Origin of the sequence: Chenggangzhangella methanolivorans (genome assembly GCF_042648545.1) — a bacterium.
In the GTDB taxonomy this organism is placed as follows: Bacteria; Pseudomonadota; Alphaproteobacteria; order Rhizobiales; family Methylopilaceae; genus Methylopila; species Methylopila methanolivorans.
Window position 1 is genome coordinate 1,309,219 of sequence record NZ_JBHRXS010000006.1, and the last position, 25,962, is coordinate 1,335,180.

General features: G+C 68.5%; 23 protein-coding genes. 7 read left to right on the forward strand and 16 right to left on the reverse strand.

Annotation, left to right across the window (positions count from 1 at the left end; genetic code table 11):
* The first annotated feature begins 11 nt into the window (after positions 1-11).
* The 5 genes from ACFOWB_RS17715 to ACFOWB_RS17735 all read left to right on the forward strand — a co-directional run bounded on the left by ACFOWB_RS17715 (position 12) and on the right by ACFOWB_RS17735 (position 5,426).
* Positions 12-821: an ABC transporter ATP-binding protein gene (locus ACFOWB_RS17715; protein WP_261403450.1), complete on the forward strand. Its 810-nt coding sequence runs from the start codon at positions 12-14 to the stop codon at positions 819-821.
* Complete coding sequence (locus ACFOWB_RS17720; RefSeq protein WP_261403451.1) at positions 814-1,518, forward strand: ABC transporter ATP-binding protein; 705 nt, start codon at positions 814-816, stop codon at positions 1,516-1,518. Before ACFOWB_RS17715 ends, ACFOWB_RS17720 begins: the two co-directional genes overlap by 8 nt.
* Before the next feature lie 94 nt (positions 1,519-1,612).
* Positions 1,613-2,746 carry a M20/M25/M40 family metallo-hydrolase gene (locus ACFOWB_RS17725; RefSeq protein ID WP_261403452.1) on the forward strand — a complete coding sequence of 378 codons (1,134 nt, stop codon included), beginning with the start codon at positions 1,613-1,615 and terminating at the stop codon, positions 2,744-2,746.
* Positions 2,743-4,212, forward strand: a complete 1,470-nt coding sequence (locus tag ACFOWB_RS17730) for an amidase (RefSeq protein ID WP_261403453.1) — start codon at positions 2,743-2,745, stop codon at positions 4,210-4,212. Before ACFOWB_RS17725 ends, ACFOWB_RS17730 begins: the two co-directional genes overlap by 4 nt.
* Before the next feature lie 8 nt (positions 4,213-4,220).
* Positions 4,221-5,426: a Zn-dependent hydrolase gene (locus tag ACFOWB_RS17735; RefSeq protein ID WP_261405864.1), complete on the forward strand. Its 1,206-nt coding sequence runs from the start codon at positions 4,221-4,223 to the stop codon at positions 5,424-5,426.
* Between the two features lie 272 nt (positions 5,427-5,698).
* Here ACFOWB_RS17735 and ACFOWB_RS17740 read toward each other — a convergent pair whose 3' ends face one another.
* From ACFOWB_RS17740 to ACFOWB_RS17775, 8 genes are all read right to left on the reverse strand, one after another.
* On the reverse strand, positions 5,699-6,775 hold the full coding sequence (locus ACFOWB_RS17740; RefSeq protein ID WP_378148597.1) for a D-TA family PLP-dependent enzyme: 1,077 nt from the start codon (positions 6,773-6,775) through the stop codon (positions 5,699-5,701).
* On the reverse strand, positions 6,772-7,230 hold the full coding sequence (locus ACFOWB_RS17745) for a RidA family protein (RefSeq protein WP_261403454.1): 459 nt from the start codon (positions 7,228-7,230) through the stop codon (positions 6,772-6,774). The genes ACFOWB_RS17740 and ACFOWB_RS17745 overlap by 4 nt, the downstream gene beginning before the upstream one ends.
* On the reverse strand, positions 7,227-8,408 hold the full coding sequence (locus ACFOWB_RS17750; RefSeq protein ID WP_261403455.1) for an amidohydrolase/deacetylase family metallohydrolase: 1,182 nt from the start codon (positions 8,406-8,408) through the stop codon (positions 7,227-7,229). Before ACFOWB_RS17750 ends, ACFOWB_RS17745 begins: the two co-directional genes overlap by 4 nt.
* A 151-nt stretch (positions 8,409-8,559) precedes the next feature.
* Positions 8,560-9,570 (reverse strand): ABC transporter ATP-binding protein, encoded by a 1,011-nt coding sequence (locus ACFOWB_RS17755; RefSeq protein WP_261403456.1) that lies wholly within the window; start codon positions 9,568-9,570, stop codon positions 8,560-8,562.
* A gap of 148 nt (positions 9,571-9,718) precedes the next feature.
* Positions 9,719-10,714 (reverse strand): ABC transporter ATP-binding protein, encoded by a 996-nt coding sequence (locus tag ACFOWB_RS17760; protein WP_261403457.1) that lies wholly within the window; start codon positions 10,712-10,714, stop codon positions 9,719-9,721.
* A 145-nt stretch (positions 10,715-10,859) separates the two neighbouring features.
* Positions 10,860-11,780, reverse strand: a complete 921-nt coding sequence (locus ACFOWB_RS17765) for an ABC transporter permease (protein WP_261403458.1) — start codon at positions 11,778-11,780, stop codon at positions 10,860-10,862.
* On the reverse strand, positions 11,780-12,721 hold the full coding sequence (locus ACFOWB_RS17770) for an ABC transporter permease (protein ID WP_378148600.1): 942 nt from the start codon (positions 12,719-12,721) through the stop codon (positions 11,780-11,782). Before ACFOWB_RS17770 ends, ACFOWB_RS17765 begins: the two co-directional genes overlap by 1 nt.
* A gap of 189 nt (positions 12,722-12,910) precedes the next feature.
* Complete coding sequence (locus ACFOWB_RS17775; protein ID WP_261403459.1) at positions 12,911-14,512, reverse strand: ABC transporter substrate-binding protein; 1,602 nt, start codon at positions 14,510-14,512, stop codon at positions 12,911-12,913.
* A 271-nt stretch (positions 14,513-14,783) separates the two neighbouring features.
* On the opposite strand from ACFOWB_RS17775, the gene ACFOWB_RS17780 reads away from it, so the two are divergent.
* Both ACFOWB_RS17780 and ACFOWB_RS17785 read left to right on the forward strand, forming a co-directional pair.
* Positions 14,784-16,397 (forward strand): ABC transporter substrate-binding protein, encoded by a 1,614-nt coding sequence (locus ACFOWB_RS17780; protein WP_261403460.1) that lies wholly within the window; start codon positions 14,784-14,786, stop codon positions 16,395-16,397.
* A gap of 158 nt (positions 16,398-16,555) precedes the next feature.
* Positions 16,556-17,716 carry a M20 aminoacylase family protein gene (locus ACFOWB_RS17785; protein ID WP_378148604.1) on the forward strand — a complete coding sequence of 387 codons (1,161 nt, stop codon included), beginning with the start codon at positions 16,556-16,558 and terminating at the stop codon, positions 17,714-17,716.
* A 22-nt stretch (positions 17,717-17,738) separates the two neighbouring features.
* Here ACFOWB_RS17785 and ACFOWB_RS17790 read toward each other — a convergent pair whose 3' ends face one another.
* The 8 genes from ACFOWB_RS17790 to ACFOWB_RS17825 form a co-directional block, all read right to left on the reverse strand.
* The gene (locus ACFOWB_RS17790) at positions 17,739-18,701 is read right to left on the reverse strand and encodes an isopenicillin N synthase family dioxygenase (RefSeq protein WP_378148606.1); all 963 of its coding nucleotides are present in this window, start codon (positions 18,699-18,701) and stop codon (positions 17,739-17,741) included.
* A gap of 69 nt (positions 18,702-18,770) precedes the next feature.
* Positions 18,771-19,598 (reverse strand): ABC transporter permease, encoded by an 828-nt coding sequence (locus ACFOWB_RS17795; RefSeq protein WP_261403461.1) that lies wholly within the window; start codon positions 19,596-19,598, stop codon positions 18,771-18,773.
* Positions 19,599-19,743: 145 nt separating this feature from the next.
* Complete coding sequence (locus tag ACFOWB_RS17800) at positions 19,744-20,658, reverse strand: ABC transporter permease (RefSeq protein ID WP_261403462.1); 915 nt, start codon at positions 20,656-20,658, stop codon at positions 19,744-19,746.
* Between the two features lie 166 nt (positions 20,659-20,824).
* Positions 20,825-22,120, reverse strand: a complete 1,296-nt coding sequence (locus ACFOWB_RS17805) for an ABC transporter substrate-binding protein (RefSeq protein WP_261403463.1) — start codon at positions 22,118-22,120, stop codon at positions 20,825-20,827.
* Between the two features lie 23 nt (positions 22,121-22,143).
* Positions 22,144-23,238, reverse strand: a complete 1,095-nt coding sequence (locus ACFOWB_RS17810) for an ABC transporter ATP-binding protein (RefSeq protein ID WP_261403464.1) — start codon at positions 23,236-23,238, stop codon at positions 22,144-22,146.
* Positions 23,239-23,535: 297 nt separating this feature from the next.
* Positions 23,536-24,525 (reverse strand): CobW family GTP-binding protein, encoded by a 990-nt coding sequence (locus tag ACFOWB_RS17815; RefSeq protein WP_261403465.1) that lies wholly within the window; start codon positions 24,523-24,525, stop codon positions 23,536-23,538.
* Entirely contained in the window at positions 24,525-24,821 is a 297-nt protein-coding gene (locus ACFOWB_RS17820; protein ID WP_261403466.1) for a hypothetical protein, read from the reverse strand. The genes ACFOWB_RS17815 and ACFOWB_RS17820 overlap by 1 nt, the downstream gene beginning before the upstream one ends.
* Positions 24,822-24,991: 170 nt before the next feature.
* Entirely contained in the window at positions 24,992-25,891 is a 900-nt protein-coding gene (locus ACFOWB_RS17825; protein ID WP_261403467.1) for a polysaccharide deacetylase family protein, read from the reverse strand.
* Positions 25,892-25,962: the final 71 nt, after the last annotated feature.

Here is a 25,962-nt window from a genome sequence, read left to right on the forward strand (position 1 = left end):
GGAGCAGCATCATGAGCGCCTCAAAAATCCTCTCGATCGATCATGTGGGGGTGCGCTTCGGCGGGCTGATCGCGATCGCGGACCTTCACTTCGACGTCCGCGAGGGCGAGATCCTCAGCCTCATCGGGCCGAACGGCGCGGGGAAGACGACGGCGTTCAACGTCTGCTCGGGTTTCCTGAAGCCGAGCCAGGGCGAGGTGCGCTTCAAGGGCGCGAGCCTCGCCGGACTTTCGCCCAACCGCATCAACCGCCTCGGCCTCGCCCGCACCTTCCAGCGCACGAGCGTTTTCCCGGACGATACGGTGCTGGACAACGTGCTGATCGGCCTCCACCGTGAGGACGGCGGCGCGAGCCTTTTGGACGCGATTTTCAACCTGCCGAAGGAGCGCCGCGGCGAGGCGGCGCGCCGGGCGAAGGCCCGCGAGCTCATCGAGTGGGTGGGTCTCGGCTCCCGCGCCGACGAACGGGCGGGCTCGCTCTCCTATGGCGAGCAGCGGCTCGTCGGCGTCGCGCTCGCACTCGCCACCGACCCGGCGATGCTGCTGCTCGACGAACCGGTCTCGGGCATGAACGCGTCGGAGACCAAGAACTTCGTGCGCCTGATCCAGTCGGTTCGCGACCGCGGTGTCACGATCCTCTTGGTCGAGCACGACATGCCGATGGTGATGGAGGTCTCCGACCGCATCGTGGTGCTGAACCACGGCCGCCTGATCGCAGACGGAACGCCGGCCGAGATCCGGCAGGATCCGGCCGTCATCGAAGCCTATCTGGGCAAGAGCGCCGCGACCCTTCAGGCCGAGCAGGAGGCCGCCCATGCTTGAGATCCGCGACCTCGAATGCGGCTACGGGCCGGTGGCGGCGCTCAAAGGCGTCAGCCTCGACGTCGGAGAGGGCGAGCTCGTCGCGCTGATCGGCGCGAACGGGGCCGGCAAGTCGACGACGCTCCGGGCGATCTCGGGGCTGGTGAAGCCGAAGTCCGGCTCGATCCGCTTCGCCGGGCAGGACATCACCGGCGCAGATCCTGCGAAGATCCTCAGCCAGGGCGTCGCGCACTGCCCCGAGGGGCGGCGCGTCTTCCCCTATATGAGCGTCGCCGACAACCTCGCCATGGGGGCCTATCTCCGCAAGGATCCGATCCGCGTCCGGCAGGACTACGACCGCGTCTATTCCGACTTCCCGCGCCTCGCCGAACGCCGGCATCAGGCGGCCGGCACGCTCTCGGGCGGCGAGCAGCAGATGCTCGCGATCGGCCGCGCGCTGATGTCCCGCCCGAAGCTCGTGATGTTCGACGAGCCCTCATTGGGCCTTGCGCCCACCATCGTCGAGCAGACGCTCGGCATCATCAAGTCGATCCGGGACGGCGGCGCGACCGTGCTGCTCGTCGAGCAGAACGCCTTCGCGGCGCTCGAGCTCTGCGACCACGCCTATCTCATCGAGACCGGCCGCGTGGTGCGACGCGGCCTCGGCAAGGAGCTGATCGCCGACCCGCATGTGCGCGCCGCCTATCTCGGCGGCTGACCGAAACGGCAGGCGGCGGTTCGACGCCTTGCCTTCTCGCCCGGCGGCGAAAGGTCTCGCGTCAGCCCCCGCCACTCATGCGAGACTTGCGTCCATGGATCTGACGAAGCTGCCGTTCGACGCCGACCTGATGCTGGCGGGCCTGCGCCGCTGGGTCGAATGCGAGAGCCCGACCTTCGAACCTCACGCGGTCAACGCGATGATGGACCTCGCCGCCGCAGACCTCGCGGCGGCGGGCGCCGAGGCGCGGCGCGTCCCCGGCCCGCCCGGCCTCGGCGACTGCGTGCTCGCCGAGTTTCCGCACCCGCGCCGCGGCGAGAAGGGCGTGCTCGTGATGGGCCACCTCGACACCGTCCATGCGCTCGGCACGATCGAGACCTTCCCGTTCCGCCGAGAGGGCGGCCGCGCCTACGGCCCCGGCATCCTCGACATGAAGGGCGGAAACTTCCTCTGCGTGGAAGCGATCGCGGCGCTGGCGCGCGCCGGGCTCGAGACGCCGCTGCCGGTCCGCGTGCTGTTCACCTCCGACGAGGAGATCGGCAGCCCGGGCTGCCGCGCGCTGATCGAGGCGGAGGCCGCCAGGGCGGCTTACGTGCTCGTGCCCGAGCCAGCCAATCTCGACGGCGGCCTCGTCACCGGCCGCTACGCCATCGCGCGCTATGACCTCGAGGCGCGGGGCCTCTCCAGCCATGCGGGCGCGGACCTCAGGAAAGGCCGCTCGGCCATCGCCGAGATGGCGCGGCGCATCGGCGAAATCGAGGCCATGACCGACGAGGACTGCACCTTCTCGGTCGGCGTCATCCATGGCGGGCGCTGGGTGAACTGCGTGCCGCAGGCCTGCCGCGCCGAGGCGCTCAGCATGGCCAAGCGCCAGGCCGATCTCGACCGCGGCGTCGAGCGCATGCTGGCTCTGACCGAAGTCGACGAGACCGGGATCGGCTTCCGCGTGACGCGCGGCGTCACCCGCCCGGTCTGGGAGCCGAGCGGCGCGACGATGGCGATGTACGAGATCGCGCGGGAGATCGCCAAGGAGCTCGGCTTCGAGCTCACCCACGGCTCCGCCGGCGCCGGCTCCGACGCCAACTTTACGGGCGCGATGGGCGTTCCCTCGCTCGACGGCCTCGGCGTGCGCGGCGAAGGCTGGCACACGCTCAACGAACACATCGAGGTCGACAGCCTCCCCGAGCGCGCGCGGCTGGTCGCGGGCCTGCTGATGAGGCTGAAATGACCTTCCGCCCCGCCTTCGCGAGCGACGGGACGCTGGTCGCGCCGCCCGTCGACATGCCGGAGCTCTGCCGGGCGGGCGCCTCGAAGCTTTCGCGCATGCTGGCGGCCGTAGACGTCTCCTCTGTCGAGGTGGTCGAGGCTCATCTCGGCCAGATCGAACGGACGAACCCGACGCACAACGCGATCGTCACCATGCGCGCCTCCGACAAGATCCTGACCGAGGCGAAAGCCGCCGACGCCGCCCGCGCCGCGGGCGCGATTGCCGCCCCGCTCGCGGGCCTGCCAATCGCGATCAAGGACCTGCAGCCGACCAGGGGCCTCAAGACCACCTTCGGCTCGCCGCTGTTCGCCGACTTCGTTCCCGACGCCGACAGCCTGACGGTCGAGCGCCTCAGGGCCGCGGGCGCGATCGTGATCGGCAAGACCAACACGCCGGAGTTCGGCCTCGGCTCGAACACCTACAACACCGTGTTCGGGCGCACGCTGAACGCCTTCGATCCGAGCCTCACCGCCGGCGGGTCGAGCGGCGGGGCGGCGGTCGCGGTGGCGCTCGGGATGCTGCCGATAGCCGACGGCTCCGACTTCGGCGGCTCGCTGCGCAATCCCGGCGCCTACAACAACGTCTTCGGCTTCCGTCCCTCGCTCGGCCGCGTGCCGAACGTCCCGGCCAAGGACGCCTTCTACGGCTCGTTCTCGACCGACGGCCCGATCGCTCGCAGCGTCGAGGATCTTGCGCTGACGCTCTCCGTCATGGCGGGCTACGATCCGCGCACGGCGCTCGCAAGCGCCGACGAGGGCTTCCGCTACGAAGACCGGCTCGGCGGCGCGGAGGCGCTGAAGCCGAAAGTCGCGTGGCTCGGGAGCTTGTACGGCCGGCTGCCGTTCGAGCCCGGCGTGCTGGAGATCTGCGAGGCCGCGCTCGCCGCCATGGAGCCGGCCGGCTGGCGCGCCGAGGCGGCGGCGCCGGACTTCGACTTCGAGGCGCTCTGGCGGAGTTTCGTCACGTTGCGGGGGCTCGCGGCGCTCACGAGCCACGGCGCCTATCGGGCGTCGCCTGAACAATACGCGCAGCTGAAACCCGAAATGCGGTGGGAGATCGAGACCGCGGCGCGGCTGTCCGCCGACGACATCGCGGCCGCCATGACGACGCGCACGCGCTGGCGGGAGACCGCGCTCGGCCTGCTGGAGCGCTTCGACGCGATCGCGCTGCCGACCGCGCAAGTGTTCCCCTTCCCCGTCGATTGGGACTGGCCGAAGGAGATCTCGGGCGTCCCCATGGACAGCTATCACCGCTGGATGGAGGTCGTGGCGCCCGGTTCCATGACGGGGTTTCCGGTCGTCAATCTTCCCGCGGGCTTCGCCGCCGACGGCCGCCCGATGGGGTTCCAGCTCATCGGGCGGCCGCATGGCGACCTCGACCTGCTCCGCATCGCCGCCGCCTACGAGGCGGCCGCCCCACGCGCGTAACTCAAGGACTGCCGGTGAAACCCGACACGGCCCGCTTTCTTCGCGACCTCCACGAGCTTCGCCAGATCGGCAAGTTCAAGACCGGCGTCCACCGGCCGACCTACTCGCCCAACGACATGGTCTCGCGCGAATGGCTGATGCGGCGGATGGAGGAAGTCGGCCTCGTGTCCGAGATGGACGGCGTCGGCAACGTGCTCGGGCGCTGCAAGGACGACGGGCCGAAGTTGCTGGTCGGCAGCCATATCGAGACGCAGAACGAGGCCGGCTGGCTCGACGGCGCGCTGGGCGTCATGGGGGCGCTCGCGCTCGCCCGCGCGGGGCTGCCCGTCGACGTCGTGGCCTTCGCCGACGAAGAGGGGCATTTCGACTGCGGCTTCCTCGGCTCTCGCTCGGCGATCGGCGACCTCGGCGAAGACGAGATCGACGCGAGTGTCGACCGCACGCGCGGGACGCCGCTTCGCGAGGCGCTGCGCGCCGCCGGCCTCGAGGGACGCCCGCGGATGCGGATCGATCCGGCCCGCTACAAGGGCTATTTCGAGATGCACATCGAGCAGGGAACCGCGCTCGAAAACGCCGGCGAACGCGTCGGCGTCGTCACAGGCATCGTCGCGATCTGGCAGTACCGCCTCATCGTCGAGGGCCGGCAGGACCACGCCGGCGGAACGACCATGGCCGAGCGCCGGGACGCCGGGCTCACCGCCGTGCGGCTGCTCGGCGAGATCGACCGCGAGTTTCCGCGCGTCTGCGGCGAGCGCACGACATGGACCTGCGGGCGCATCGCGCTCGATCCGGGAGCGCCGAGCGTCATCCCGGGCCGCGCCGAGGTGCTGTTCCAGTTCCGCGACGTCTCGATCGAGGTTTTGCAGCGCCTGGAGGCGACGCTGCGGCGGCTCGTGCAGGAGAGCAACCGGCGCGAAAAGTGCCCGGTCAGCATCGAGACGCTGCGAAAGCCCATGCCCGCGATCTGCGACCCGGCGATGATGGACGCGCTGGCGGCGGCCGCCGAAGAGCTTGCGCCCGGCGCGTGGCGGCGCATGCCGAGCGGCGCCGGCCACGACGCGCAGAACATGGCCGCCATCATGCCCGCCGCCATGCTGTTCACGCCTTCGATCGGCGGGATCAGCCACCACTGGGCGGAAGACACCAAGGAAGAGGATCTGGCGCTCGGTCTCGAGGTGCTGTGCGCCGGGGCGGAGCGGTTTCTGAAGGCGTAGCGCCGCGCTTGTCCCGGACGTGATCCGGGACCCAGAAACGACGCCAGCTCCGAAGAAGACGCCGCCGACGGTCGCGCCTCACATGGGCCGCGCAGCGGTTCTGGGTCCCGGGTCAAGCCCGGGACAAGGGCGCGGGAAAAGGCCGAACCGCCTGCTTCGAGACCCCGCTTCGCGGCTCTGCGAGCCATGAGAGTCGTCGGGAGGCTGAAAACCCGCCGACCTTCCTCATGCTGAGGAGGTCCGAAGGACCGTCTCGAAGCACGCAGTTCGCCTCAGACGGACCTTCCCCGCGCCGCCACCTCAAGCTCCCCCACGATCTCCCCGCCCCGCACCGCGACGAGCCGATCCACCATATTGATCACCGCGCAGACATGGTTCGGCACGACGCGCACCACGTCGCCGATCCCGGGCTTCGAAGCGCAGGCCGAGAGGTCGAGAAACCCGTGCTCCTCCGACAGCGCGTTGACGGCGGCGTCGGGATGCTCCAGCACGAGCCCGAACCCCGTCTGTCCGAACTGGTCGCTCGTGAGCATCTTCGAGCCCGCGTCGAGAATCCCGCGATCTGCTCCCGCGCGGCTGACGACGGTCGAACAGATCGCGACCGCGCAGTCCTCGAGCCGAGCGACGCCCGCCGCCATCTGCATGCGGTCGTTGAAGATGTATGTGCCCGGCCGATGCTCGGTCGCGCCTTTGAGCGCGGAGAGATGCGCGAGGTTCGGCGTGCCCCCGGTCGAGACGATGCGGCAGTCGAGCCCCGCGTCCCGCAGTCCCGCCCGCGCCGCATCGAAAAAGGTCTGGGTCTCGGCCCAGCGGTCCGGCGGCGGGTAGAGCAGCAGCCCGGCGAAGGCGAGGCCCGGCGTCGCGGCGATGCGTCTCGCAAGCGCGACCGCCTCGCCCGGCGTCTCGACGCCCGCGCGCCTCATGCCGGTGTCGCACTCCACCACGACGTCGAGCGTGCGGCCAGCGGCCGCCGCGGCGCCTGCGAGGCCGTCGACGGTCGTCGCGCTGTCGGCCGCCACCGTCATCTTCGCGCGGCCCATCAGCGCCGCGAGACGGCCAAGATTGCGCTCGCCCAGAATGTTGTAGCTCACCAGAATGTCGTCGAGACCGCCCGCCGCCATCACCTCGGCCTCGCCAAGCTTCTGGCAGGTGATCCCGCGCGCCCCGGCCTCCACCTGAAGCTTCGCCAGCACCGGCGACTTGTGCGTCTTCACATGGGGCCGGCAGGCGAGGCCCGCGGCGTCGCAGAGCGCCTGAACGCGCGTGATGTTGGCCTCGACGACGTCGAGATCGACCACGACAGCGGGCGTGCCGAATTCCTGCGCGATGCGCGCCGCCAGAGCCGTCACGGCAGGATCCGGACGATCGCCTCGATCTCCACCGTCATGCCGTTCGGCAGCGAGCCCATGCCGACCGCCGAGCGCGCATGCCGTCCGCGCTCGCCCAGCACGGCGACCAGCAAGTCCGAGCAGCCGTTGATCACCTGCGGATGCTGGGTGAAGTCCGGCGCGGCGTTGACCATGCCCAGAAGCTTGACGATCTCGACCTTGTCGAGATCGCCGACCGCAGCCTTCATCGCGGCCAGCAGGCCAAGGCCCACAAGCCTGGCGTGCCCGTTCGCCTCCTCGACCGAGACCTCCGCGCCCACCTTGCCGACATGGTGCGAGCCGTCCGCGAGCCGCGGTCCCTGCCCCGAGAGGAACAGCAGGTCTCCGACGCGCTTGGCCGGCACATAGGTCGCGACCGGCGTGTAGGTGTCAGGCAGCGTCAGGCCGAGTTCGGCGAGTTTCTGTTCGGCGGTCATGCCGCAACCTTCTTCCCGAACGCCGTCCCCTCGGCCGAGTGCCACCACTTCCCCTTCAGCACGACGCCCTCCGAGACGATCTTCTGCGCCCCCGTCATATGCTCTCCGACCGTATCGACATAGTCGAACGCGCCCTCGCGCACGCTCAGCACCGTTGCGTCGCCAAGCGAGCCGACCTTCAGCGAGCCGTGGTCCGGCCGCTTCAGGGCGAAGGCGGCGTTCGCCGTCGAGCGGCGGACGACGTCGGGAAGCGCCATGCCGAGGCACAAAAACTTCGACATGGTCGTCACCTGGTCGAAGGCCGGACCGTCGATGCAGAGCTGGTGGACGTCCGACGAGATGGTGTCGGGCGCGAACCCCTGCGCCAGCATCGCGCGCGCGGTCTTGAACGAGAAACTGCCCATGCCGTGGCCGATGTCGAACAGCACGCCGCGCTCGCGCGCCTCCCGCACCGCGCGCTTCACCGTGCCCTGCGCCGTGCAGGGCGCATTGGGGAACGGGCGGAAAGCATGGGTCAGCACGTCGCCCGGCCGCAACATCGCCAGCACCTCCTCATAGGAGGGCGGCGGATGGTCGATGTGGCACATCAGCGGCATGCCGACCTCGTCGGCGACCTGCAGCGCGATGTCGAGCGGCGCGGTTCCCTGGTCGCCCGAGGCATGACGGCCGACCCGGACCTTGATGCCGACGATGAGGTCGCGGTTCGCGTCGGCGACCTGCGCGGCCTCCTTCGGCGCCATGAGCCGGATGTCCTCGCTCTCGCCCACCATCACGGTCTTCGAGAACCCGAAGATGCCCGCGAAGGACACGTGGAGATAGGCGAGCACGCGCGCTTCCGCGCGCTCGATGACGTGCTTGCGAAAGCCCGCCCAGTTGCCGGGGCCGGCCGAGCCGGTGTCGATCGAGGTGGTGACGCCCGAGAGCCGGCAGAACGCGTCGGGGTCGACGCCGAGCGACGTCCCGCCCCAATAGACATGGGTGTGGAGGTCGATCAGCCCGGGCGTGACGATCGCGCCGGAGACGTCGCGGATGTCTGTCTGCGCTCCGCCGGGGAGGTTTGGCCCGAAGCCCGACACCTTGCCGTCCGTGAAGGCGACGTCGGCGATCCCGTCGAAGTTCTGGGAGGGATCGACGACCCGCGAGCCGCGGAGGATGAGGTCGGGAGCCGCCGCCGTCATAGCGTTCTCCGGACCCGCCGCCTGCTTGTCCCGGACTTGATCCGGGACCCAGAAGCGAGACGGTTGCTTTGGCGACCGCCGCGGCCGCCGCCTATTTCGGAAGCGCCGACGGCTCTGGGTCCCGGATCAAGTCCGGGACAAGGAAGGCGCATCACGCCCGCGCCCCGCTCAGCAGCGGATTGTCCTGCGCGTCGCGGTCATTGAGGTGGCAGGCGGCCTCGTGGCCCTTCTCTACTTCGCGCAGTCGCGGCTCTTCCGATTTGCAGCGGTCGAACGCATAGGGACAGCGGGTGTGGAAACGGCAACCGCTGGGCGGGCTGATCGGGCTCGGAACGTCGCCCTTCAGCATGATGCGCTCGCGCTTGGCCAGCGGGTCCGGCGTCGGCACGGCCGAGAGCAGCGCCTCGGTGTAGGGGTGGCGCGGCCGCGCGAAGATCTGCCGCTTGGTCCCGATCTCGGCGATCTTTCCGAGATACATGACCGCGACGCGATGCGTCATATGCTCGACGATCGCGAGGTCGTGGCTGATGAACAGAAGCGCGAGGCCGAGCTCCTTCTGCAGATCGCCAAGCAGATTGACGATCTGCGCCTTGACCGAGACGTCGAGCGCCGACACTGCCTCGTCGCAGACGATGAGGTCGGGCTCGGCCGCAAGCGCGCGGGCGATGCCGACGCGCTGGCGCTGGCCGCCAGAGAATTCGTGCGGCCAGCGGCCGAGCGCTTCCCTTGGCAGGCCGACCTTGTCCATCAGCATGTTGAGCTTGCGGGTCAGTTCGGCGTTGTCCTTCGCCAGCCCGAAATTGTTGATCGGCTCGGCGAGCGCGTCGCGGACCCGGATGCGCGGATTGAGGCTCGAGAACGGATCCTGGAACACGACCTGCACGCGCCGCCGGTAGGGCCGCAGCTTGGCCGAACCCATGTCGTCGATGCGTTTGCCCGCGAGAACCACCTGGCCGCCCGTGGGCTTCAGCAGGCGCAGGATGGCGCGTCCGACGGTGGACTTGCCGCAGCCGCTCTCGCCGACGAGCGACAGCGTCTCGCCGCGCTCGACGCGGAACGACAGCCCGTCGACCGCATAGACGTAGCGCCGTTCGCCGAACAGCGCCCCGCCGAGGGGGAAGTGCATCTTGAGGTCGTTGACCTCGAGCAGCGGGGCGGTCATGGGGCGTCTCCCCCTCTTGTCCCGGACTTGATCCGGGACCCAGAACCGATGCGGTTTCTCAGATGATCGCGACGGCCGCCGTCTCCTTTGGAAGCGCCGTCGGTTCTGGGTCCCGGATCAAGTCCGGGACAAGGGCTGCGCTTTCCCCTCACGCCGCGGCCTCCGCGGCGTCGCGGTTCGAGAAATGGCACGCGGCGAGATGGGCCGGCGCCTTCTCCTCGAGCGCCGGCGCGAACTGGCGGCAGACGTCCTCGGCGTCGGGACAGCGGCTTGCGAACACGCAGCCCTCGATCTTCTTCTTCAGGCTCGGCACGATGCCGGGAATCTCGGCGAGCCGCTCGGCCTCGCCGTCGAGCGAGGATCCGAGCTTCGGCACCGCCCCGAGAAGACCGCGGGTGTAGGGATGCTTGGGGTCGGCGAAGAGGTCGTTGACTGGGGCCTCCTCGACCTTGCGTCCGGCGTACATCACCACCACGCGGTCGGCGACCTCGGCCACGACGCCGAGGTCATGGGTGATGATCAGGATCGCGGCGCCGACGCGCTGCTTGAGGTCGCGCATCAGGTCAAGGATCTGGGCCTGGATGGTGACGTCGAGCGCTGTGGTCGGCTCGTCGGCGATCAGCAGCTTCGGCGAGCAGGCGAGCGCCATGGCGATCATCACGCGCTGGCGCATGCCGCCCGAAAGCTGGTGCGGATATTCGCCCGCCCGGCGCTTGGGCTCGGGAATGCCGACGAGGCGCAGCATCTCGACCGCCTTGTCCTCGGCGGCGGCGCGGCCGAGCCCCTGATGGAGCCGCAGCGACTCCCCGATCTGCCGGCCGACCTTCAGCACCGGATTGAGGCTCGTCATCGGCTCCTGGAAGATCATCGAGATGTCGTCGCCGCGGATCTTGCGCATCTCCTTCTCGGAGAGCTTGAGCAGGTCCTTGCCCTCGAAGCGGATCTCGCCCGCGGACCTGCCGGGCGGCTCGGCGATCAGGCGCATGATCGACATGGCGGTGACCGACTTGCCGCAGCCGCTTTCGCCGACGACCGCGAGCGTTTCGCCCTTGTCGATGTGGAACGAGACGCCGTCGACCGCCCGGTTCACTCCGTCGGGAGTGCGGAAGTGGGTCTGGAGACGGTCGACTTCGAGCAGGGGCATCAGGCGTACTCCGGCGACGCCGCCGTCATGCCCGCGCGGCAGCGCGGGTATCCACGACTTCCTGGGCCGCGCGCTCTACGCCCAAGTCGTGGATACCCGGACCAAGTCCGGGCATGACGCCGGTGGTTCGGGAGAGAATCTCCCATCACAAGCTCTTCGCCATGCGGGGATCGAGCGCGTCGCGCAGGCCGTCGCCGAGGAGGTTCACGGCGAGGACGGTGAGCGACAGAAAGATCGCGGGGAAGAACACGATCGTCGGCTTCACCTGCCAGAGCGCCCTGCCCTCCGCCATGATGTTGCCCCAGGACGGCGTGATCGGCGGCACGCCCGCGCCGATGAACGACAGGATCGCCTCGACGATCATGGCGGAGGCGCAGATGTAGGTGGCCTGCACGGTCATGGGCGCGAGCGTGTTGGGCAGGATGTGGCGGATGACGAGCATCGGCGTCGACGTGCCGGCGGCGATCGCCGCGTCGATATAGGGCTGCTCGCGCAAGGACAGCACCACGCCGCGCACCAGCCGGGCGACGCGCGGGATTTCGGCGAGCGTGATGGCGATGACGACGTTTTGCAGAGAGCCGCGGGTCAGCGCCATCAGCGCGACGGCGAGCAGGATCGGCGGGATCGACATCATGCCGTCGATGAGCCGCATCACGACGCCGTCGATCCAGCGCACGGTGCCCGAGACGAGCCCGATGGCGAGGCCGAAGACGGAGGCGAGCACCGCCACCGAGAAGCCGACGACGAGCGAGACCTGCGCGCCGTAGACCACGCGCGAATAGAGGTCGCGGCCAAGCATGTCGGTGCCGAACCAGAAGTCGGCCGAAGGCGGCCGCAGCCGTCGCGACGGCGCGAGTTCGCCGGGGTCGACGGTCCCGAGCAGCGGCGCGAACGCCGCGACCGCGATCATCGCGAGCAAAATCGCGCCGCCGAGCGCCGCCGCGGGCCGGCGGCGGACGACGCCCCAAAACCCTTTCAGGGGCTTGCGCGCGGGAATGACGTCGGGCAGCTCCTCGGCGACCTTGAGGCCGGGCGGAGGCGCGAGGGTCCTGGCTTCGACGGCCATCAGTAGCGGATCCTCGGATCGACCCAGACATAGACGAGGTCAACGGCGAGATTGACCAGCACGTAGACGAAGCTGAAGAGCAGCACGACGCCCTGGATCACGGGGTAGTCGCGCCGCAGAATCGCGTCGACCACGAGGCGGCCGAGGCCCGGGATCGCGAACACGCTCTCGGTCACCACCGCGCCGCCGATGAGCAGCGCGACGCCGATGCCGATGACGGTGACGATCGGCACCGCCGCGTTCTTCAGCCCGTGCACGAAGAGGATGCGCCGCTGGCCGACGCCCTTGGCCTTGGCCGTGCGGATGTAGTCCTGGCCGAGCACGTCGAGCATCGCGGCGCGGGTGATGCGGGCGATCAGCGCGATGTAGACGAGCGCGAGCGTCACGGACGGCAGGATCAGGCTTTGGATCCACGGGCCGACGCCCGCCGAGATCGGCTTGTAGCCCTGGACCGGAAACCAGCCGAGCTTCAGCGCGAACACATAGGCGATGAGGTAGCCGACCACGAAGACCGGGGTCGAGAAGCCGAAGACCGCGAAGGCCATCGCCGAACGGTCGACCCAGGTGTCGGCCTTCCACGCCGCCACGACGCCCATCGGCACCGCGACGCCGACCGCGATGATGAGCGTCACGATCATGAGCGAAAGCGTCGGCTCGACGCGCTGCGCGATCATGGTGGTGACCGGCATGTTGGTGAAGATCGAGGTGCCGAGGTCGCCGGACAGGATCTGCCCCACCCATTCGAAGAAGCGGATGAGATAGGGCCGGTCTAGACCGAGCCCGGCGCGGATCTTCTCGACGTCCTCGGGAGAGGCCTGGTCGCCCGCGATCACCGCGGCCGGATCGCCGGGCGCGACGTAGAGCAGGCTGAAGACGAACAGCGCCACCACCCCCATGACGGGGATGGTCGAGAGGATGCGGCGCAGGACGACCGAGGACATCAGCCGCTCCCTTCGAACGAGCCCGGGATCAACGAAGTGCGTGCTTCGAGACGCAGGCCTCCGGCCTGCTCCTCAGCATGAGGGGGGTGGGTGGGCGCCAAAGCACAAACCATCCTCATGCTGAGGAGCGAAGGCGTTTCGCCGTCGCGTCTCGAAGCACGCAGTTGGCCTCGGCCATGCGCCACCGGCTCACGCCTCCTTGGTCACGTCCCAGAAGAACGGCAGCGGGCCGCTCTTCACGCCCTGTACGTTGCTGCGCCACGCCTGGTAGCTGAGGAAGAAGCCGGTGACGCCGTAGACCACGTCGTCCACCGCCGCCTCGTTGGTCTTGGCCAGCGCCGCCTTCTCGGCCTCGAGATCAGCCGCTTCGAACCAGGCCGTGATGCCCTCTTCGGTCTTGGGGCTGTTGGGCCAGCCGAACCACGCCTTCTCGCCGTTGGCGCGCAGCGCGTTGTAGCCGGCGGGCGACAGGCAATCCGCGCCCGCGTGCCAGGTGTGGAACATGTTCCAGCCGCCTTCCTTCGGCGGCTTCTTCGACGCGCGCCGGGCCCCGACCGTGCCCCAGTCGGTCGCCACGAAGTCGACGGTCATGCCCATGCGGCGGAGAAGGTCGGCGGTCACGTCGCCTTGCGCCTTGGTGATCGGGTTGTCCTGCGCCACCACGCAGGTCACGGGCGTGCCGTCATAGCCGGCCTTCTCGAGCAACTTCTTGGCCTCGTCGATGCTCGCCTTCTTCAGGATGTCGCCGCCCTGCTCGCTGTAGAACGGGGTGCCGGGCGTGAAGAAGCCGGGCATCGGCTTCCAAAGATTGTCGTCGGAGCCGACGATCGCCCGCATGTAGTTTTCCTGGCTCATCGCGGTGAGCACGGCCTTGCGCACCTCCACCTTGTCGAAGGGCGGATAGAGGTGGTTCATGCGGAAGGCTCCGACATTGCCGAGCGGGTCCGCGATGTCGACCTTCACGTCGGAATTGCCCTGCAGCACCGGCACGAGGTCGGAGAGCGGGTTCTCCCACCAGTCGATCTCGCCGTTCTGGAGCGCCGCGAGCGCGGTCGCGGGGTCCGGCATGATGATCCACTCGATGCGGTCGACCATCATGCGCTTGGCGCCGGCGAGCCACGAGGCGGGCTCGTCGCGGGACTTGTAGTCCTCGAACTTCTCGAACACCGCGATCGCGCCCGGCACCCATTCCTTCTGCGCGAACTTCATCGGCCCGGAGCCGACATATTCCTTGATCTGGGTGAAGGGGTCGGTCTTGGCGATCCGCTCCGGCATCACGAAGGAGCACGGCGCGTTGTTCTTGCCGAGCGCCAGCAGCATCTTCGGATAGGGCTTCTTCAGCGACCACTTGAACGTGAGGTCGTCGACCGCGACGAGCTCGTTCTGGATGACGCGGATCATCAGGCCCATCGGGTCGCGGGCCGACCAGCGCGCGACCGAGGCCACCGCGTCCTTGGCGAGCACGGGCTCGCCGTCGTGGAACTTCATCCCCGAGCGCAGCTTGAAGGTCCAGACAAGGCCGTCATCGGAGACGGTCTCGCTCTCCACCATCTGGCGCTGCGGCTGCAGCTTCTCGTCGACGCCGTAGAGCGTGTCCCAGACCAGCGCCGCGGCGTTGCGGACGACGTATTGCGTTCCCCAGATCGGATCGAAGTTGGCGAGGTTCGCCTGCGGCACGAACTTCAGGGTCTTCTTCGCCGCGCCGAGCGCGATGGAGGGCGCGGCGAGCGAACCGGTCGCTCCGATAAGTCCCGCGCCAATCGAGGCCTGAAGGAAAGTGCGACGATCCATCGGTGTCTCCCGGTAGCGGCGTGGGCCGCAAGCTGGCGCCTGGCGCGCCAGCCAATCCGTCTGCAGAGATCGTGCCATGCCCGGACCGTCAGACGACGACAGGCGCGCAGTGGGCCGCTCACCATGGCCCCGGGTTTAGAAGTGATCAAGCAATGAGCGGTCGCGTCGCTAATTTGTGCGCGCCCAATCGATGGGCGGCGGCGAGCGCGCGCTATGTTGGCCGCAGTCGCGGCCCGAAACGCCGCCCGGAAGCTCAAGCGAGGCCCCGCCCATGTCAGCGAAGCGCGTCCGCTCACTCCCTCCCGTCGCCCTTGGCCTGCTTGCGCTGGCGGCTCTCGCCTTCACGCCGCCCGAGCGCGCGGCGGCGCAGACCAAGACGACGATCAAGGTCGTGATGCATTCGGGGATCAACATCCTCGACCCGATCGTCACCACGGCGCACATCACCCGCAACCACGGCTACATGGTGTTCGACACGCTGCTCTCGATGAACAGCAAGTACGAGCCGACCCCGCAGATGGCGGACTTCAAGGTCTCGGACGACAAGCTCACCTACACGTTCACGCTGCGCGACGGCCTGACCTGGCACGACGGCGCGCCCGTCACCGCGGACGACTGCGTCGCCTCGCTCAAGCGCTGGGGCGCGCGCGACGCCGGCGGCCAGATGCTGATGGACTCCGTCGAGAGCATCACCGCGGACGGCGACAAGGCCATCGTGCTGAAGCTGAAGAAGCCCTTCCGCTACGTGCTCGACCTCATCGCCAAGCCCGCCTCCTACGTGCCCTTCATGATGCCCAAGCGCCTCGCCGAGACGCCTCCCACGACGGCCGTCAAGGAGATCGTCGGCTCCGGCCCGTTCCGCTTCGTTCAGGCCGAGTATCGGCCGGGCGACCGCACGGTCTACGAGAAGTTCGAGGGCTACAAGCCGCGCGCCGAGGCGCCGAACTGGATGGCGGGCGGAAAGGCCGTGAAGGTCGACCGCGTCGAGTGGATCAACATGCCCGACATGCAGACCGCGGTGAACGCGCTGGTCACGGGCGAGATCGACTACATGGAGCAGCCGCCCGTCGACCTGCTGCCCCTGCTGCAGGCTGTCCCCGACGACGTGAAGGTCGATTTCTACAACGAGCTCGGCTCGCAGACGATGGGCCGGATGAACTTCCTCTATCCGCCCTTCAACGACATCCGCATCCGCAAGGCGGCGCTCTACGCGCTCAACCAGGAGAGCGTGCTGCAGGCGCTGATCGGCGATCCCGAATTCTTCCAGACCTGCCCTTCGGTCTATGGCTGCGGCACTCCGCTTTCGACCGAGGCCGGCGAAGGCGCCGCGACCATCGCCAAGAGCGGCGACGTCGAGAAGGCGAAGGCGCTGCTGAAGGAGGCGGGATACGACGGCACGCCCGTCGTCATCATGCACCCGACCGACACGCCCTCGACCTCCTCGCAGCCGGTGGTGGCGACCGAGCTGCTGCGCGCCGCAGGCTTCAAGGTCGATCTCCAGCCGATGGACTGGCAGACGCTGGTCGCCCGCCGCGCGAGCCAGAAGCCGATCGCCGAGGGCGGCTGGAACATGTTCTTCACCAACTGGGTGATCCCGGAGGTCTGGAACCCGATCGTCAATCCGATGATCAACGGCCGCGCCAAGACCGGCTTCTTCGGCTGGCCGGACGATCCCGAGCTCGAGAAGATGCGCGCCGACTTCGCGGCCGCCGAGACGGACGACCAGCGCAAGCAGATCGCCGAGAAGGTTCAGGCTCGGGTCTATGACCAGGTGATCTATGTGCCGCTCGGCCAGTATCGCCAGCCGGCCGCCTGGCGGGCCTCCGTGTCGGGCGTGGTCAAGGCCCCGATCCCGGTGTTCTGGAACATGGAGAAGAAGGGCTAGCTCACATGGCCGCCCGAACCTCGGCCGTCATGCCCGCGCCTTCGCGCGGGTATCCACGACTTGGACGTAGAGCCCTACGATCTCAGTAAGTCGTGGATACCCGGCTCCGCCGGGCATGACTGACTGAGGCGTGTCAGCACTTACAAGGGAACTCCAGCATGCCCGCCCTCCCCGAGATCCTCGCCTTCGCCGACGACATGACGGCGCTGCGCCGCGACCTCCATTCCCACCCCGAGATCGGCTTTCAGGAGACCCGCACATCGGGCGTGGTGGCCGAAAAGCTCGCCTCCTACGGCGTCGAGGTGCATCGCGGGATCGGCGGCACGGGCGTCGTGGGCGTCCTGAAGGGGTCCGGCGGCCCCGGCCGCGCCATCGGCCTTCGCGCCGACATGGACGCGCTGCCGATCGTCGAGACCACCAACCTGCCGTGGCGCTCGAACAACGCGGGCGTCTCCCACGCCTGCGGCCATGACGGCCACACCACCATGCTGCTCGGCGCCGCGCGCTATCTGGCGGAAAAGCGCGACTTTCCCGGCACGGCCGTGTTCGTGTTCCAGCCCGCCGAGGAAGGGCTCGGCGGCGCGCGCGCCATGATCGCCGACGGGCTGTTCGAGAAATTCCCGGTCGACGAGATCTACGGCCTCCACAACGACCCCTATCTGGAGCCCGGCGAAATCTCGGTCTTCCCCGGCCCGGCGATGGCGGCGGCCGACTTCTTCGACGTGAAGATCGTCGGATCGGGCAGCCACGCGGCGATGCCGCAGATGTCGCGCGATCCGGTCGTCGCGGCCTCGGCGCTCGTCATGGCGCTGCAGTCGATCGTCTCCCGCAACGCCAACCCGTTCGAGTCGCTGGTTCTGTCGGTGACGCAGGTCCATTCGGGCTCGGCCTACAACGTCATCCCCGAGGAGGCGACGCTGACCGGCACGATCCGCGCCTTCGACCCGACGATGATGGAGCTCGCCCGCAAGCGCATGAAGGAGATCTGCGCCGGGATCGCGGCGACCTACGCGGTCGAGGTGACGCTCGACCTTCGCGACGTGTTCGACGTGCTGATCAACACCGAAAGCGAGACCGCCGCCATGGCGGAGGCCGCGCGGGACGTCGTGGGCGACACGGGGCTGATCACCCGGCCGCGGCCGATGATGGGCTCGGAAGATTTTGCCGACATGCTGCGCAAGGCGCCGGGCTGCTACGCCCGCGTCGGCCATGCGGGCGACCTGCCGCTGCACAATCCCGGCTTCGTGCTGGACGACGCCATCCTGCCGGTCGGCGCGAGCCTCTTGGCGCGGATCGTCGAGCGTCGGCTCGCCGCCTGAGCGCCGGAGGGCGCGGCAGCGCCTATGCGGCCGTCGAGATGTCGTGCGAGGCCGCGATCTTCGACCAGATGTATTCGCCGGACTTCACCGGCGCGTAGCGCGGCGGGTTCGCCTCGTCGCAGCAGCTCGGCAGGCAGGCGACCTCGGCTTCCTCGTTCGGCGCGGTGAACGCCACCATCGAAAGCCGCGCGGTCGAGCCGGTGAGCGCGCGGTTGGGGTTCGAGACCCGGTGGAGCGTCGATCTCCAGCGATCGTTGGTCCAGCGGGCGAGCAGGTCTCCGACATTGATGACGAAGCTGTTCGGGACGACGCCGGCCTCATGCCAGACGCCTTCTTTGTCCGCGACCTCGAGGCCGCCGGGCGCCTGGTCCTGCCGCAGGATGGTGAGCCCGCCATAGTCGTGATGGGCGCCGTAGCGCAGCTGGCCGGGAGCCGGCGGCTCGACCTGATCGGGATAGTGCACGAAGCGAAGGGTGAGCGCCGGATCCTCGAAGACGGGGTCAAAGTGGTTCTCGGGCAGATCGAGCGCCAGAGCGGAAAGCCGGGTCAGCCGATCGGTGAGCGTCAGGATCTCGCCGCACCACTCGCGCACGAGGCCGGAGAGCTCCGGCGGCTCGGCGGGCCAGATGTTCGGCTTGACCGCCCTTCCCTCGCGATGCGGCGCGTTGAACACGAGCGCCTCGCACAGGTCCGTCAGGGTTTCGCCCTTCAGCGTCCTGGCGACGCTCTCGATCCCCATGGGCAGATAGCCGCGGCCCTTGGTCTTCTCGGGCGCCTTGTCGGCGAGCTTCGCCTCGACGTCTCGGGCGAAATAACGCTTCATGGCGTCGTAGGTGGCGGTCGCGAGGCTTTCGGGCACGCCATGCCCGACCACGACGGCGAAACCCGTGGTCTCAAGCGCATCGCCGAAGGCGCGCGCGACTGCTTTCTTGGCGGCCTCGCCGCCGTCGATGAAGGGCGCGACGTCGACGATCGGCAGGTCCATCGATCCTCTCCTCGCCGTCCCTGCTCGTGATCGGCTCGTCCCCGCCGGCTTTGCGGCGCGGACCGAGCTTCAGGACACGCCGAGCTTCTTGCGCTGGCGCGCGATGACGGCGATCGCGGCGAGCGAGACCCCGATCACGCCGAACGAGACCAGCGTCGTCACCGCGCCGAGCGCATAGAGCACCGGCGTCGTGACGTTGGTGGTCATGCCGTAGATTTCGAGCGGCAGCGTGTTGAACGAGCCCGCGGTCATCAGCGTGCGGGCGAACTCGTCATAGCTGAGCGTGAAGCCGAACAGCCCGACGCCGACCAGGCTCGGCGCGATGATGGGCAGCACCACATGGGCGAAGGCCTGCCAGCTCGAGGCGCCGAGGTCGCGCGCGGCCTCCTCGTAGGCCGGCGAGAAACGGTTGAACACCGCGAACATGATCAGCACGCCGAAAGGCAACGTCCAGGTGAGATGCGCGCCGAAGGCGGAGCTCCACCAGGTCGGCTCCAGCCCGAGGATTTGGAACGACAGGCCGATGCCGAGGCTCACCAGGATCGAGGGCACGACGAGGCTCGAGATCGCGAGATAGAACAGCGGCGTCGCGCCGAAGAAGCCGCGCCGGAAGGCCAGGCCCGCGAGCAGCGAGACCACCACGGTCGTCGCCATCACCATCAGGCCGAGCAGCGCCGAGCGGGTGAAGGAGCCGCCGAAATCGCCGACGGCCTGCGTCTCGAACAGGTTCTGGAACCAGCGCGTCGAGACCCCGTTCATCGGGAACGTCAGGCCGCCGTTCGGGCCCTGGAACGACAGGATCAGGATGGTCGAGAGCGGGCCGTAGAGGAACAGCACGAACAGGGCGAAGAAAGCCGCGAGCAGATAGAATTCGAGCGTGCGCCGGTCAGAGGTCATCCGGCGCTCCTTCCTTGTCCCGGCCTTGAGCCGGGACCCAGAAACGGCACGCTCTGGAAGTGGACCTCAACGCAGCCGCCTCTTTCGGCGCCCGCATCGGTTCTGGGTCCCGGCTCAAGGCCGGGACAAAGGCGGCGGAGCGCCATCACAGCTCCTTCCGGATGTCGACGATCTTCAGGATCGCGGCCATCATCAGCAGCACGAGGATCAGCAGCGCGACCGCGTTGGCGGCGGCGGCCGGATATTGCAGCAGCGAGATCTGGTTCGCGATCATCAGCCCCATCGAGGCCGACTGGCCGCCGGACATGAAGCGCACGGTGATGAAGTCGCCGAGCACCAGCGTCACGACGAAGATCGAGCCGATGGCGATGCCGGGCTTGGCCAGCGGAATGATGACGTTGGTGAGGATCTGCCAGCTCGACGCGCCGGCGTCGCGCGCGGCCTCGACCAGCGACCGGTCGATGCGCACCAGCGTGTTGAAGATCGGCGTCACCATGAAGAGCGCGTAGAGATGCACCATCGCCAGGACGACGGCGAACTCCGAGAACAACAGGAATTCGAGCGGCGCGGGCACGATCCCGAGTTCGACGAGCGCGGAGTTCAGCAGGCCGTTGCGCCCGAGGAACGGCACCCACGAGATCATGCGGATGATGTTGGAGGTGAGGAACGGCACCGTGCAGACGAGAAACAGCACCGTCTGCATCTTCGAGGTGCGGACGTGGAAGGCGAGGAAATACGCCACCCAGAAGCCCACCACGAGCGTGATGGCCCAGACGATGGCGACGAATTTCAGCGTGTTGAGGAAGGTCGACCAGGTGACCCAGGAGCCGAGACTCTCCTCGTAGTTGAGCGTCACGAAGGCCGGGTAGATCTGGACGCTGTCATAGTCCCAGAAGCTGACGATCACGATCGCGGCGATCGGCAGCAGCAGGAACGCGCCGAGGATCAGCGCGAGCGGCGCGGCCTGGAGATAGGGCGCGAGCGGAAGCGCGAGGCGCCTTTTGCGCGGGGGAGCCTCGGTCTCGACTGAAGTGGGGGAGGCGTCAGCGGCGACGGTCATGCGTTTTCGCTCGACGGTAGGGACTCCTTCTCCCGCTTGCGGGAGAAGGTAAGGATGAGGGGGCGTCCAGCGACCTCCCTGATCTGCGACAGACCCTCACCCTTACCCTCTCCCGCGCGCGGGAGAGGGGGGCGGAGGCGTCGCGGACTAGGGCCGAAGCGCATCCTCACGCGGCGATGAACTCGTTCCACTTGCGGACCATGTAGCGGTCCTTGTCCATGACCGCGTTCCAGCAAGCGACCTTGCCCATGCGGTTCTCGAAGGAGCCGCCGTCGCGCACCGCGCCGGCCTTCTCGATCGGCTTGCCGTCCGGCGAGGTGATCTCGGCGGCGGCGGGCTTGCCTTCCATCCAGAAGCCCCACTCCTCCGCCGACATGTGCTCCTTGGCGGTCGAGGGGCAGGCCGAATAGTAGCCCTGGCGGTTGAGGTAGGCGCCGCACCAGCCCGACAGATACCAGTTGATGTATTCATAGGCCGCGTCGAGCACGATGCCCTTGACGTTCTTGCCGATGCCGAGGCCCCCGCCCCATGCGCGATAGCCTTCGGCGAGCGGCTGGTAGACGCAGGGGATGCCCTTCGACTTCACCGCGGTCACCGCCGGCGACCACATCGACTGGATGATGACCTCGCCCGAGGACATCAGGTTCACGCTCTCGTCGAAGGTCTTCCAGAAGGCGCGGAACTGGCCGCCCTTCTTCGCCTCGATCAGGACCGCGATGGTCTTGTCGATCTCCTCCTCGGTCATGTTGCCCTTGTCGCCGTATTTGATGAGGCCTGCGCTCTCGCAGATCATCGCGGCGTCCATGATGCCGATCGAGGGGATGTTGAGGATCGACGCCTTGCCCTTGAACTTGGGGTCGAGGATGTCCTTCCAGTTGGCGATCGGGCGGCCGACGAGGTCTGGCCGGATGCCGAGCGTGTCGGCGTTGTAGATCGTCGGGATCAGCGTCATCCACTCGGTCGGGGCCTTGGCGAAGGTCTTCGCGCCGGGGGCCTCGACGAAGGTCACCGTGTGGGGCGCCGTCCCTTGAGCGATCGTGCTCTCGGGCGTCAGCTTGCCGGTGGTGAAGATCGGCGTGATCTTGTCGTAGTATTTGATCTTCTTGACGTCCATCGGCTGCAGCGCGCCGGTCGGGAACACCTTTTTGCAGATCCAGTATTCGATGTCGGCGATGTCGTAGCTGTTGGGCTGCGTCACCGTGCGCTGCGTGACGCTGTCGGAATCCAGCGCCGTCATCTGCAGCGTGAAGCCGAGATCCTGCTTCACCTTCTCGGCGATGGCGTTGAGGTTCGACACGCCGGTGCCGAACTGGCGCAGCGTCACGTCCTTGATGTTCTGCGCCCAGATGGTCGGAAAGCCGGTGATCGCGCCCGAACCTGCGGCGACGCCGGCCGCGGCCGCGCCGGTCTTGAGAAGGCTCCGGCGGTCAAGGCCGCGCGGCGTTTCCGTCGAGTCGGTCATTGGTCGTCTCCTTGGGTGTCTTCTCAGTGTGCGGTGGGCTTGAGCACGTGGACGTCGGCGAGGCTCCAGGACAGCGGAACCGCCTGTCCGACCTCGTGCGGGGCGCTGTCGAAGGCGCTTTCCTCGGCGTAGACCGTAAAGTCCTCGACGCCGGGCGCGTCGAGCGTCACCTTCATCGAGCCGCCGCGATACTCGACGTTGCGGACATGGCCGGTGAAGCCGAGCCCCTTGGTCGGGCTTTCGCCGATCGCGATCCGGTCGCGGCGAACCGCGGCTTCCGCGGTCTCGCCGACGACGAGGTGATCCGCGCCGGGAATGCGGAACGAGGCGCCGTTCGGGGCCTCGATGAGCGCGCCCTCGGCGTCGAGCTCCTTCACCTTTCCGGCGAGCACGTTGTGGTCGCCCATGAAGCGCGCCACGAAAGCGGTCGCCGGCCGGTGGAAGATCTCGCGCGGTTCGGCGGCCTGCTCGATGCGGCCGTTCGACATCACCACCACGAGGTCGGCGAGCGCCATCGCCTCCTCCTGACTGTGGGTGACGTGCACGAAGGTGACGCCGAGCTCGCGCTGAAGGCGCTTCAGCTCCTGGCGCATCTTCACCTTCAGGAACGGATCGAGCGCCGAAAGCGGCTCGTCGAGCAGCAGCGCCTGCGGGCTCGTGATGAGCGCGCGGGCGAGCGCGACGCGCTGCTGCTGGCCGCCCGAAAGCTGGGCGGGCCGGCGCGAGGCGTATTGGTCGATGTGCATGAGCTTCAGCATGTCGAGCGCCTTGGCGCGGCGCTCGGCCTTCGGCACGCTCTTCATCTTCAGCGAGAAGGCGACGTTGTCGACAAGGTCGAGATGCGGAAACAGCGCGTAGGACTGGAACATCATCGAGGTCTGGCGCTTGGCGGGCGGCAGGTCGGTGACCACCACGTCGCCGAGCCTGATGTCGCCGGACGTCGCGGTCTCGTGGCCGGCGATCATCCTGAGCGTCGAGGTTTTGCCGCAGCCCGAGGGGCCGAGCAGGCAGCAATAGGTCCCGGCCTTGATCTTGAGGCTGATGGCGTCGACCGCGACGGCGTCGTCGCCGTATTTCTTGGTCAGCGAAGCGATGTCGATCGTGGCGGCCTGCTGCATCTTGCCCCTTTTGTCCCCCGCGGGCTTCGCGTCGCTCAAGAAAGCAGCAACGGTCATGCCAACCGCACGGATTGCGGGAGACGGGCACGGGGTCGCGCGTCCGTGATGGCGCGTTCGCCTAATTTTTGGGCGATTGATCGGAAACGGCGCGGGGATCTCGCAGTGCGTGAGCCGTGTCCTCGCCGTCATGCTTGCGCCTTCGCGCGGGTATCCACGACTTCGACGTCGCGCTCGACGATCCCGACAAGTCATGGATGTCCGGCCGCCGCCGGGCGTGACGGCGACGGATCGGGCGCTTCAGGCGGAGGCCGCCGCCGCGTTCGTCCCGGCGCGCCCGACGAAGGCCCGGAACGACCGCCGAACGCGCTCGGGATCGATGGTCCGCGCAATGACCACGAGGCGTGTCCGCGCATCGCCGTCCGGCCAGGCCTCGAGGTGCTCGGGCGCATGCACGACGCGCTGCACGCCCTGGATCGCGACCGGCCCGGCGACGCCCTCGATCGCGACCACGCCCTTGAGCCGCAGGATGTCGTCGCCGTGGGCGTTGAGAAGCATCGACAGCCACAGTCCGAAGCGCGCCCAGTCTAGCGGCGCCTCCGCCTCAAGCAGGAACGCGCGCGCGTCGTGCCCGGGCTCGGCCGCGGGCGTGTCGGCGCGCCACCGGCTTGGCGGTCCCTCGCCCGCCCCCGTGAGCCACAGCGCAGGCGGCGGCGTCTCGGCGTCGAGCAGAAGGAGTTCGGCGACGGGATTGAGGGCGCGCAGGCGCGCCGCGAGCGCGGAGCAAGCCTCGGGCGGCGCGAGGTCGGTCTTCGAGACCACGATGCGGTCGGCGGCGGCGGCCTGACGCAGCGAGACGTCGTGGGCGTCGAGCGTCGCGGCGCCGTTCAGAGCGTCGACGACGCAGACCACCGCGCCCATCCTCAAACGGTGTTTGAGCGCCGCGTCCGCTGCGATCGTGGCGAAGACCGGAGTGGGATCGGCGAGGCCCGTGGTCTCGATCGCGACGCGGTCGAACGCGATCTCGCCACGCGCCCGGCGTCCGAGCAGGGCTTCGAGCGCGGCCTTCAGGTCGCCCCGCACCGTGCAGCAGACGCAGCCGCTCTTCAGCAGCACGACGTCGCCGTCGATCCGCTCGAGCAGCAGATGGTCGAGCCCGATTTCTCCGAACTCGTTGACGAGCACCGCCGCCCCCGCGAGCTCCGGCCGCGCGAGCAGGCGGCGCAGCAGCGTCGTCTTGCCGGCGCCGAGAAAGCCGGTGATGACGTCGACGGGAAGGCGGGCGCTCATCAGGCGCCCAGTTCCAGCCGGGCGAGCACCGTCGCGTCGAGCGGATCGCAGGAGCGGCCCCCGAGCTTTTCGGCCGCCGGCCAGAGATCGCCGAAACCCTCGACCACCGCGGCCTTGCCGGTGCGCGACGAGAGCACGTAGCGCCCGCCCCAGGACTTCAGCGTCAACCCAAAGGGCGCGAGCGCCGCGTTCGCGACGGCGGCGCGGCGGGCCCGCTCGGCCGTCGGCGTCTGCGCGTTCGAGGCGACGCCGTCGCTCCAGTGGCCGTGCGCGAAGGAGCCGCAGAGGCCGCACATGGTGGTGCTCCGTGGATTATAACTGCATCAGCCGACTGCGTGCTTCGAGACGGCCCTTCGGGCCTCCTCAGCATGAGTTGGGCTTCGGGCTTAGGCGCCCTCGACCCCCCTCATAGTGAGGAGCCCGCGTCAGCGGGCGTCTCGACGCACACAGTTCCTCTCCCCGGCGCTCAGGACATCGGCCGCGCCGTCCCCGACCGCGGATAGCGCTTCGCGAAATCCTCCGCGATCTCCTCCATGGCGACGAACTTCACGCCGTCATGGGCGCGCATGTGGTCGTAGAGGCGCTGGTGCATCTGAAGCACGTGCGGGCGGCCCGAAACGTCGGGATGGATGGTGAGCGGGAAGACCGCATAGTCGTAGTTCTCGTAGACCCAGTCGAACTGGTCGCGCCACATCCGCTCGATGACGTGCGGATCCACGAAACCGTGGCTGTTGGGCGCTGCCTTGATGAACATCATCGGCGGCAGGTCGTCCAGATGCCAGGAGGCCGGGATCTCGATGAGATCGGTCTCCTCGCCGGACACGAAGGGCTTCATCCATGTCGAAGGATGCTGCGAATAGTCGATCTTGGTCCACTCGTCCCCGACCGTCACGTAATAGGGGTGGTGGTCGTTGTGCATCAGCGAGTGGTCGTAGCGGACGCCCTTTTTCTTGAGCAGCTCGTTGGTCTTGGCTCCGAACTCCCACCACGGCGCGACATAGCCGCGGGGCCCCTGCCCCGAGAGCTTGGCGATCACCTCGACGCATTTGTCGAAGATCGCCTCCTCCTGCTCGGGCGTCATGGCGATCGGGTTTTCGTGGCTGTAGCCGTGCATGCCGATCTCGTGGCCGGCGGCCGCCACCGCCTTCATCTCGTCGGGGAAGGTCTCGATCGAGTGGCCGGGGATGAACCAGGTGGTCTTGATCCCCCACTTGTCGAAGAGGCGCAGAAGGCGCGGCGAGCCGACGCGGCCCGCGAACACGCCGCGGGAGATGTCGCAGGGGCTGTCCTCGCCGCCATAGGAGCCGAGCCAGCCTGCGACGGCGTCGACGTCGATCCCGTAGGACACGAAAATCTCTTTCGGCATGGGTGTCTCCTCGATCTGGGACGCCAGATGGCGCCGGGCTTGCTGGCGTCTTTAGGGCGGAGGCCGCGCGG

Coding starts and splice junctions, on each gene's coding strand:
- ACFOWB_RS17760 (WP_261403457.1), bottom strand. CDS start 10,714: ATGCCCCTGCTCGAAGTCGACCGTCTCCAGACCCACTTCCGCACTCCC.
- ACFOWB_RS17790 (WP_378148606.1), bottom strand. CDS start 18,701: ATGGACCTGCCGATCGTCGACGTCGCGCCCTTCATCGACGGCGGCGAG.
- ACFOWB_RS17745 (WP_261403454.1), bottom strand. CDS start 7,230: ATGACCGCCGAACAGAAACTCGCCGAACTCGGCCTGACGCTGCCTGAC.
- ACFOWB_RS17815 (WP_261403465.1), bottom strand. CDS start 24,525: ATGAGCGCCCGCCTTCCCGTCGACGTCATCACCGGCTTTCTCGGCGCC.
- ACFOWB_RS17750 (WP_261403455.1), bottom strand. CDS start 8,408: ATGACGGCGGCGGCTCCCGACCTCATCCTCCGCGGCTCGCGGGTCGTC.
- ACFOWB_RS17785 (WP_378148604.1), top strand. CDS start 16,556: ATGCCCGCCCTCCCCGAGATCCTCGCCTTCGCCGACGACATGACGGCG.
- ACFOWB_RS17780 (WP_261403460.1), top strand. CDS start 14,784: ATGTCAGCGAAGCGCGTCCGCTCACTCCCTCCCGTCGCCCTTGGCCTG.
- ACFOWB_RS17725 (WP_261403452.1), top strand. CDS start 1,613: ATGGATCTGACGAAGCTGCCGTTCGACGCCGACCTGATGCTGGCGGGC.
- ACFOWB_RS17730 (WP_261403453.1), top strand. CDS start 2,743: ATGACCTTCCGCCCCGCCTTCGCGAGCGACGGGACGCTGGTCGCGCCG.
- ACFOWB_RS17820 (WP_261403466.1), bottom strand. CDS start 24,821: ATGTGCGGCCTCTGCGGCTCCTTCGCGCACGGCCACTGGAGCGACGGC.
- ACFOWB_RS17720 (WP_261403451.1), top strand. CDS start 814: ATGCTTGAGATCCGCGACCTCGAATGCGGCTACGGGCCGGTGGCGGCG.
- ACFOWB_RS17810 (WP_261403464.1), bottom strand. CDS start 23,238: ATGCAGCAGGCCGCCACGATCGACATCGCTTCGCTGACCAAGAAATAC.
- ACFOWB_RS17800 (WP_261403462.1), bottom strand. CDS start 20,658: ATGACCGTCGCCGCTGACGCCTCCCCCACTTCAGTCGAGACCGAGGCT.
- ACFOWB_RS17825 (WP_261403467.1), bottom strand. CDS start 25,891: ATGCCGAAAGAGATTTTCGTGTCCTACGGGATCGACGTCGACGCCGTC.
- ACFOWB_RS17715 (WP_261403450.1), top strand. CDS start 12: ATGAGCGCCTCAAAAATCCTCTCGATCGATCATGTGGGGGTGCGCTTC.
- ACFOWB_RS17805 (WP_261403463.1), bottom strand. CDS start 22,120: ATGACCGACTCGACGGAAACGCCGCGCGGCCTTGACCGCCGGAGCCTT.
- ACFOWB_RS17765 (WP_261403458.1), bottom strand. CDS start 11,780: ATGGCCGTCGAAGCCAGGACCCTCGCGCCTCCGCCCGGCCTCAAGGTC.
- ACFOWB_RS17770 (WP_378148600.1), bottom strand. CDS start 12,721: ATGTCCTCGGTCGTCCTGCGCCGCATCCTCTCGACCATCCCCGTCATG.
- ACFOWB_RS17775 (WP_261403459.1), bottom strand. CDS start 14,512: ATGGATCGTCGCACTTTCCTTCAGGCCTCGATTGGCGCGGGACTTATC.
- ACFOWB_RS17795 (WP_261403461.1), bottom strand. CDS start 19,598: ATGACCTCTGACCGGCGCACGCTCGAATTCTATCTGCTCGCGGCTTTC.
- ACFOWB_RS17755 (WP_261403456.1), bottom strand. CDS start 9,570: ATGACCGCCCCGCTGCTCGAGGTCAACGACCTCAAGATGCACTTCCCC.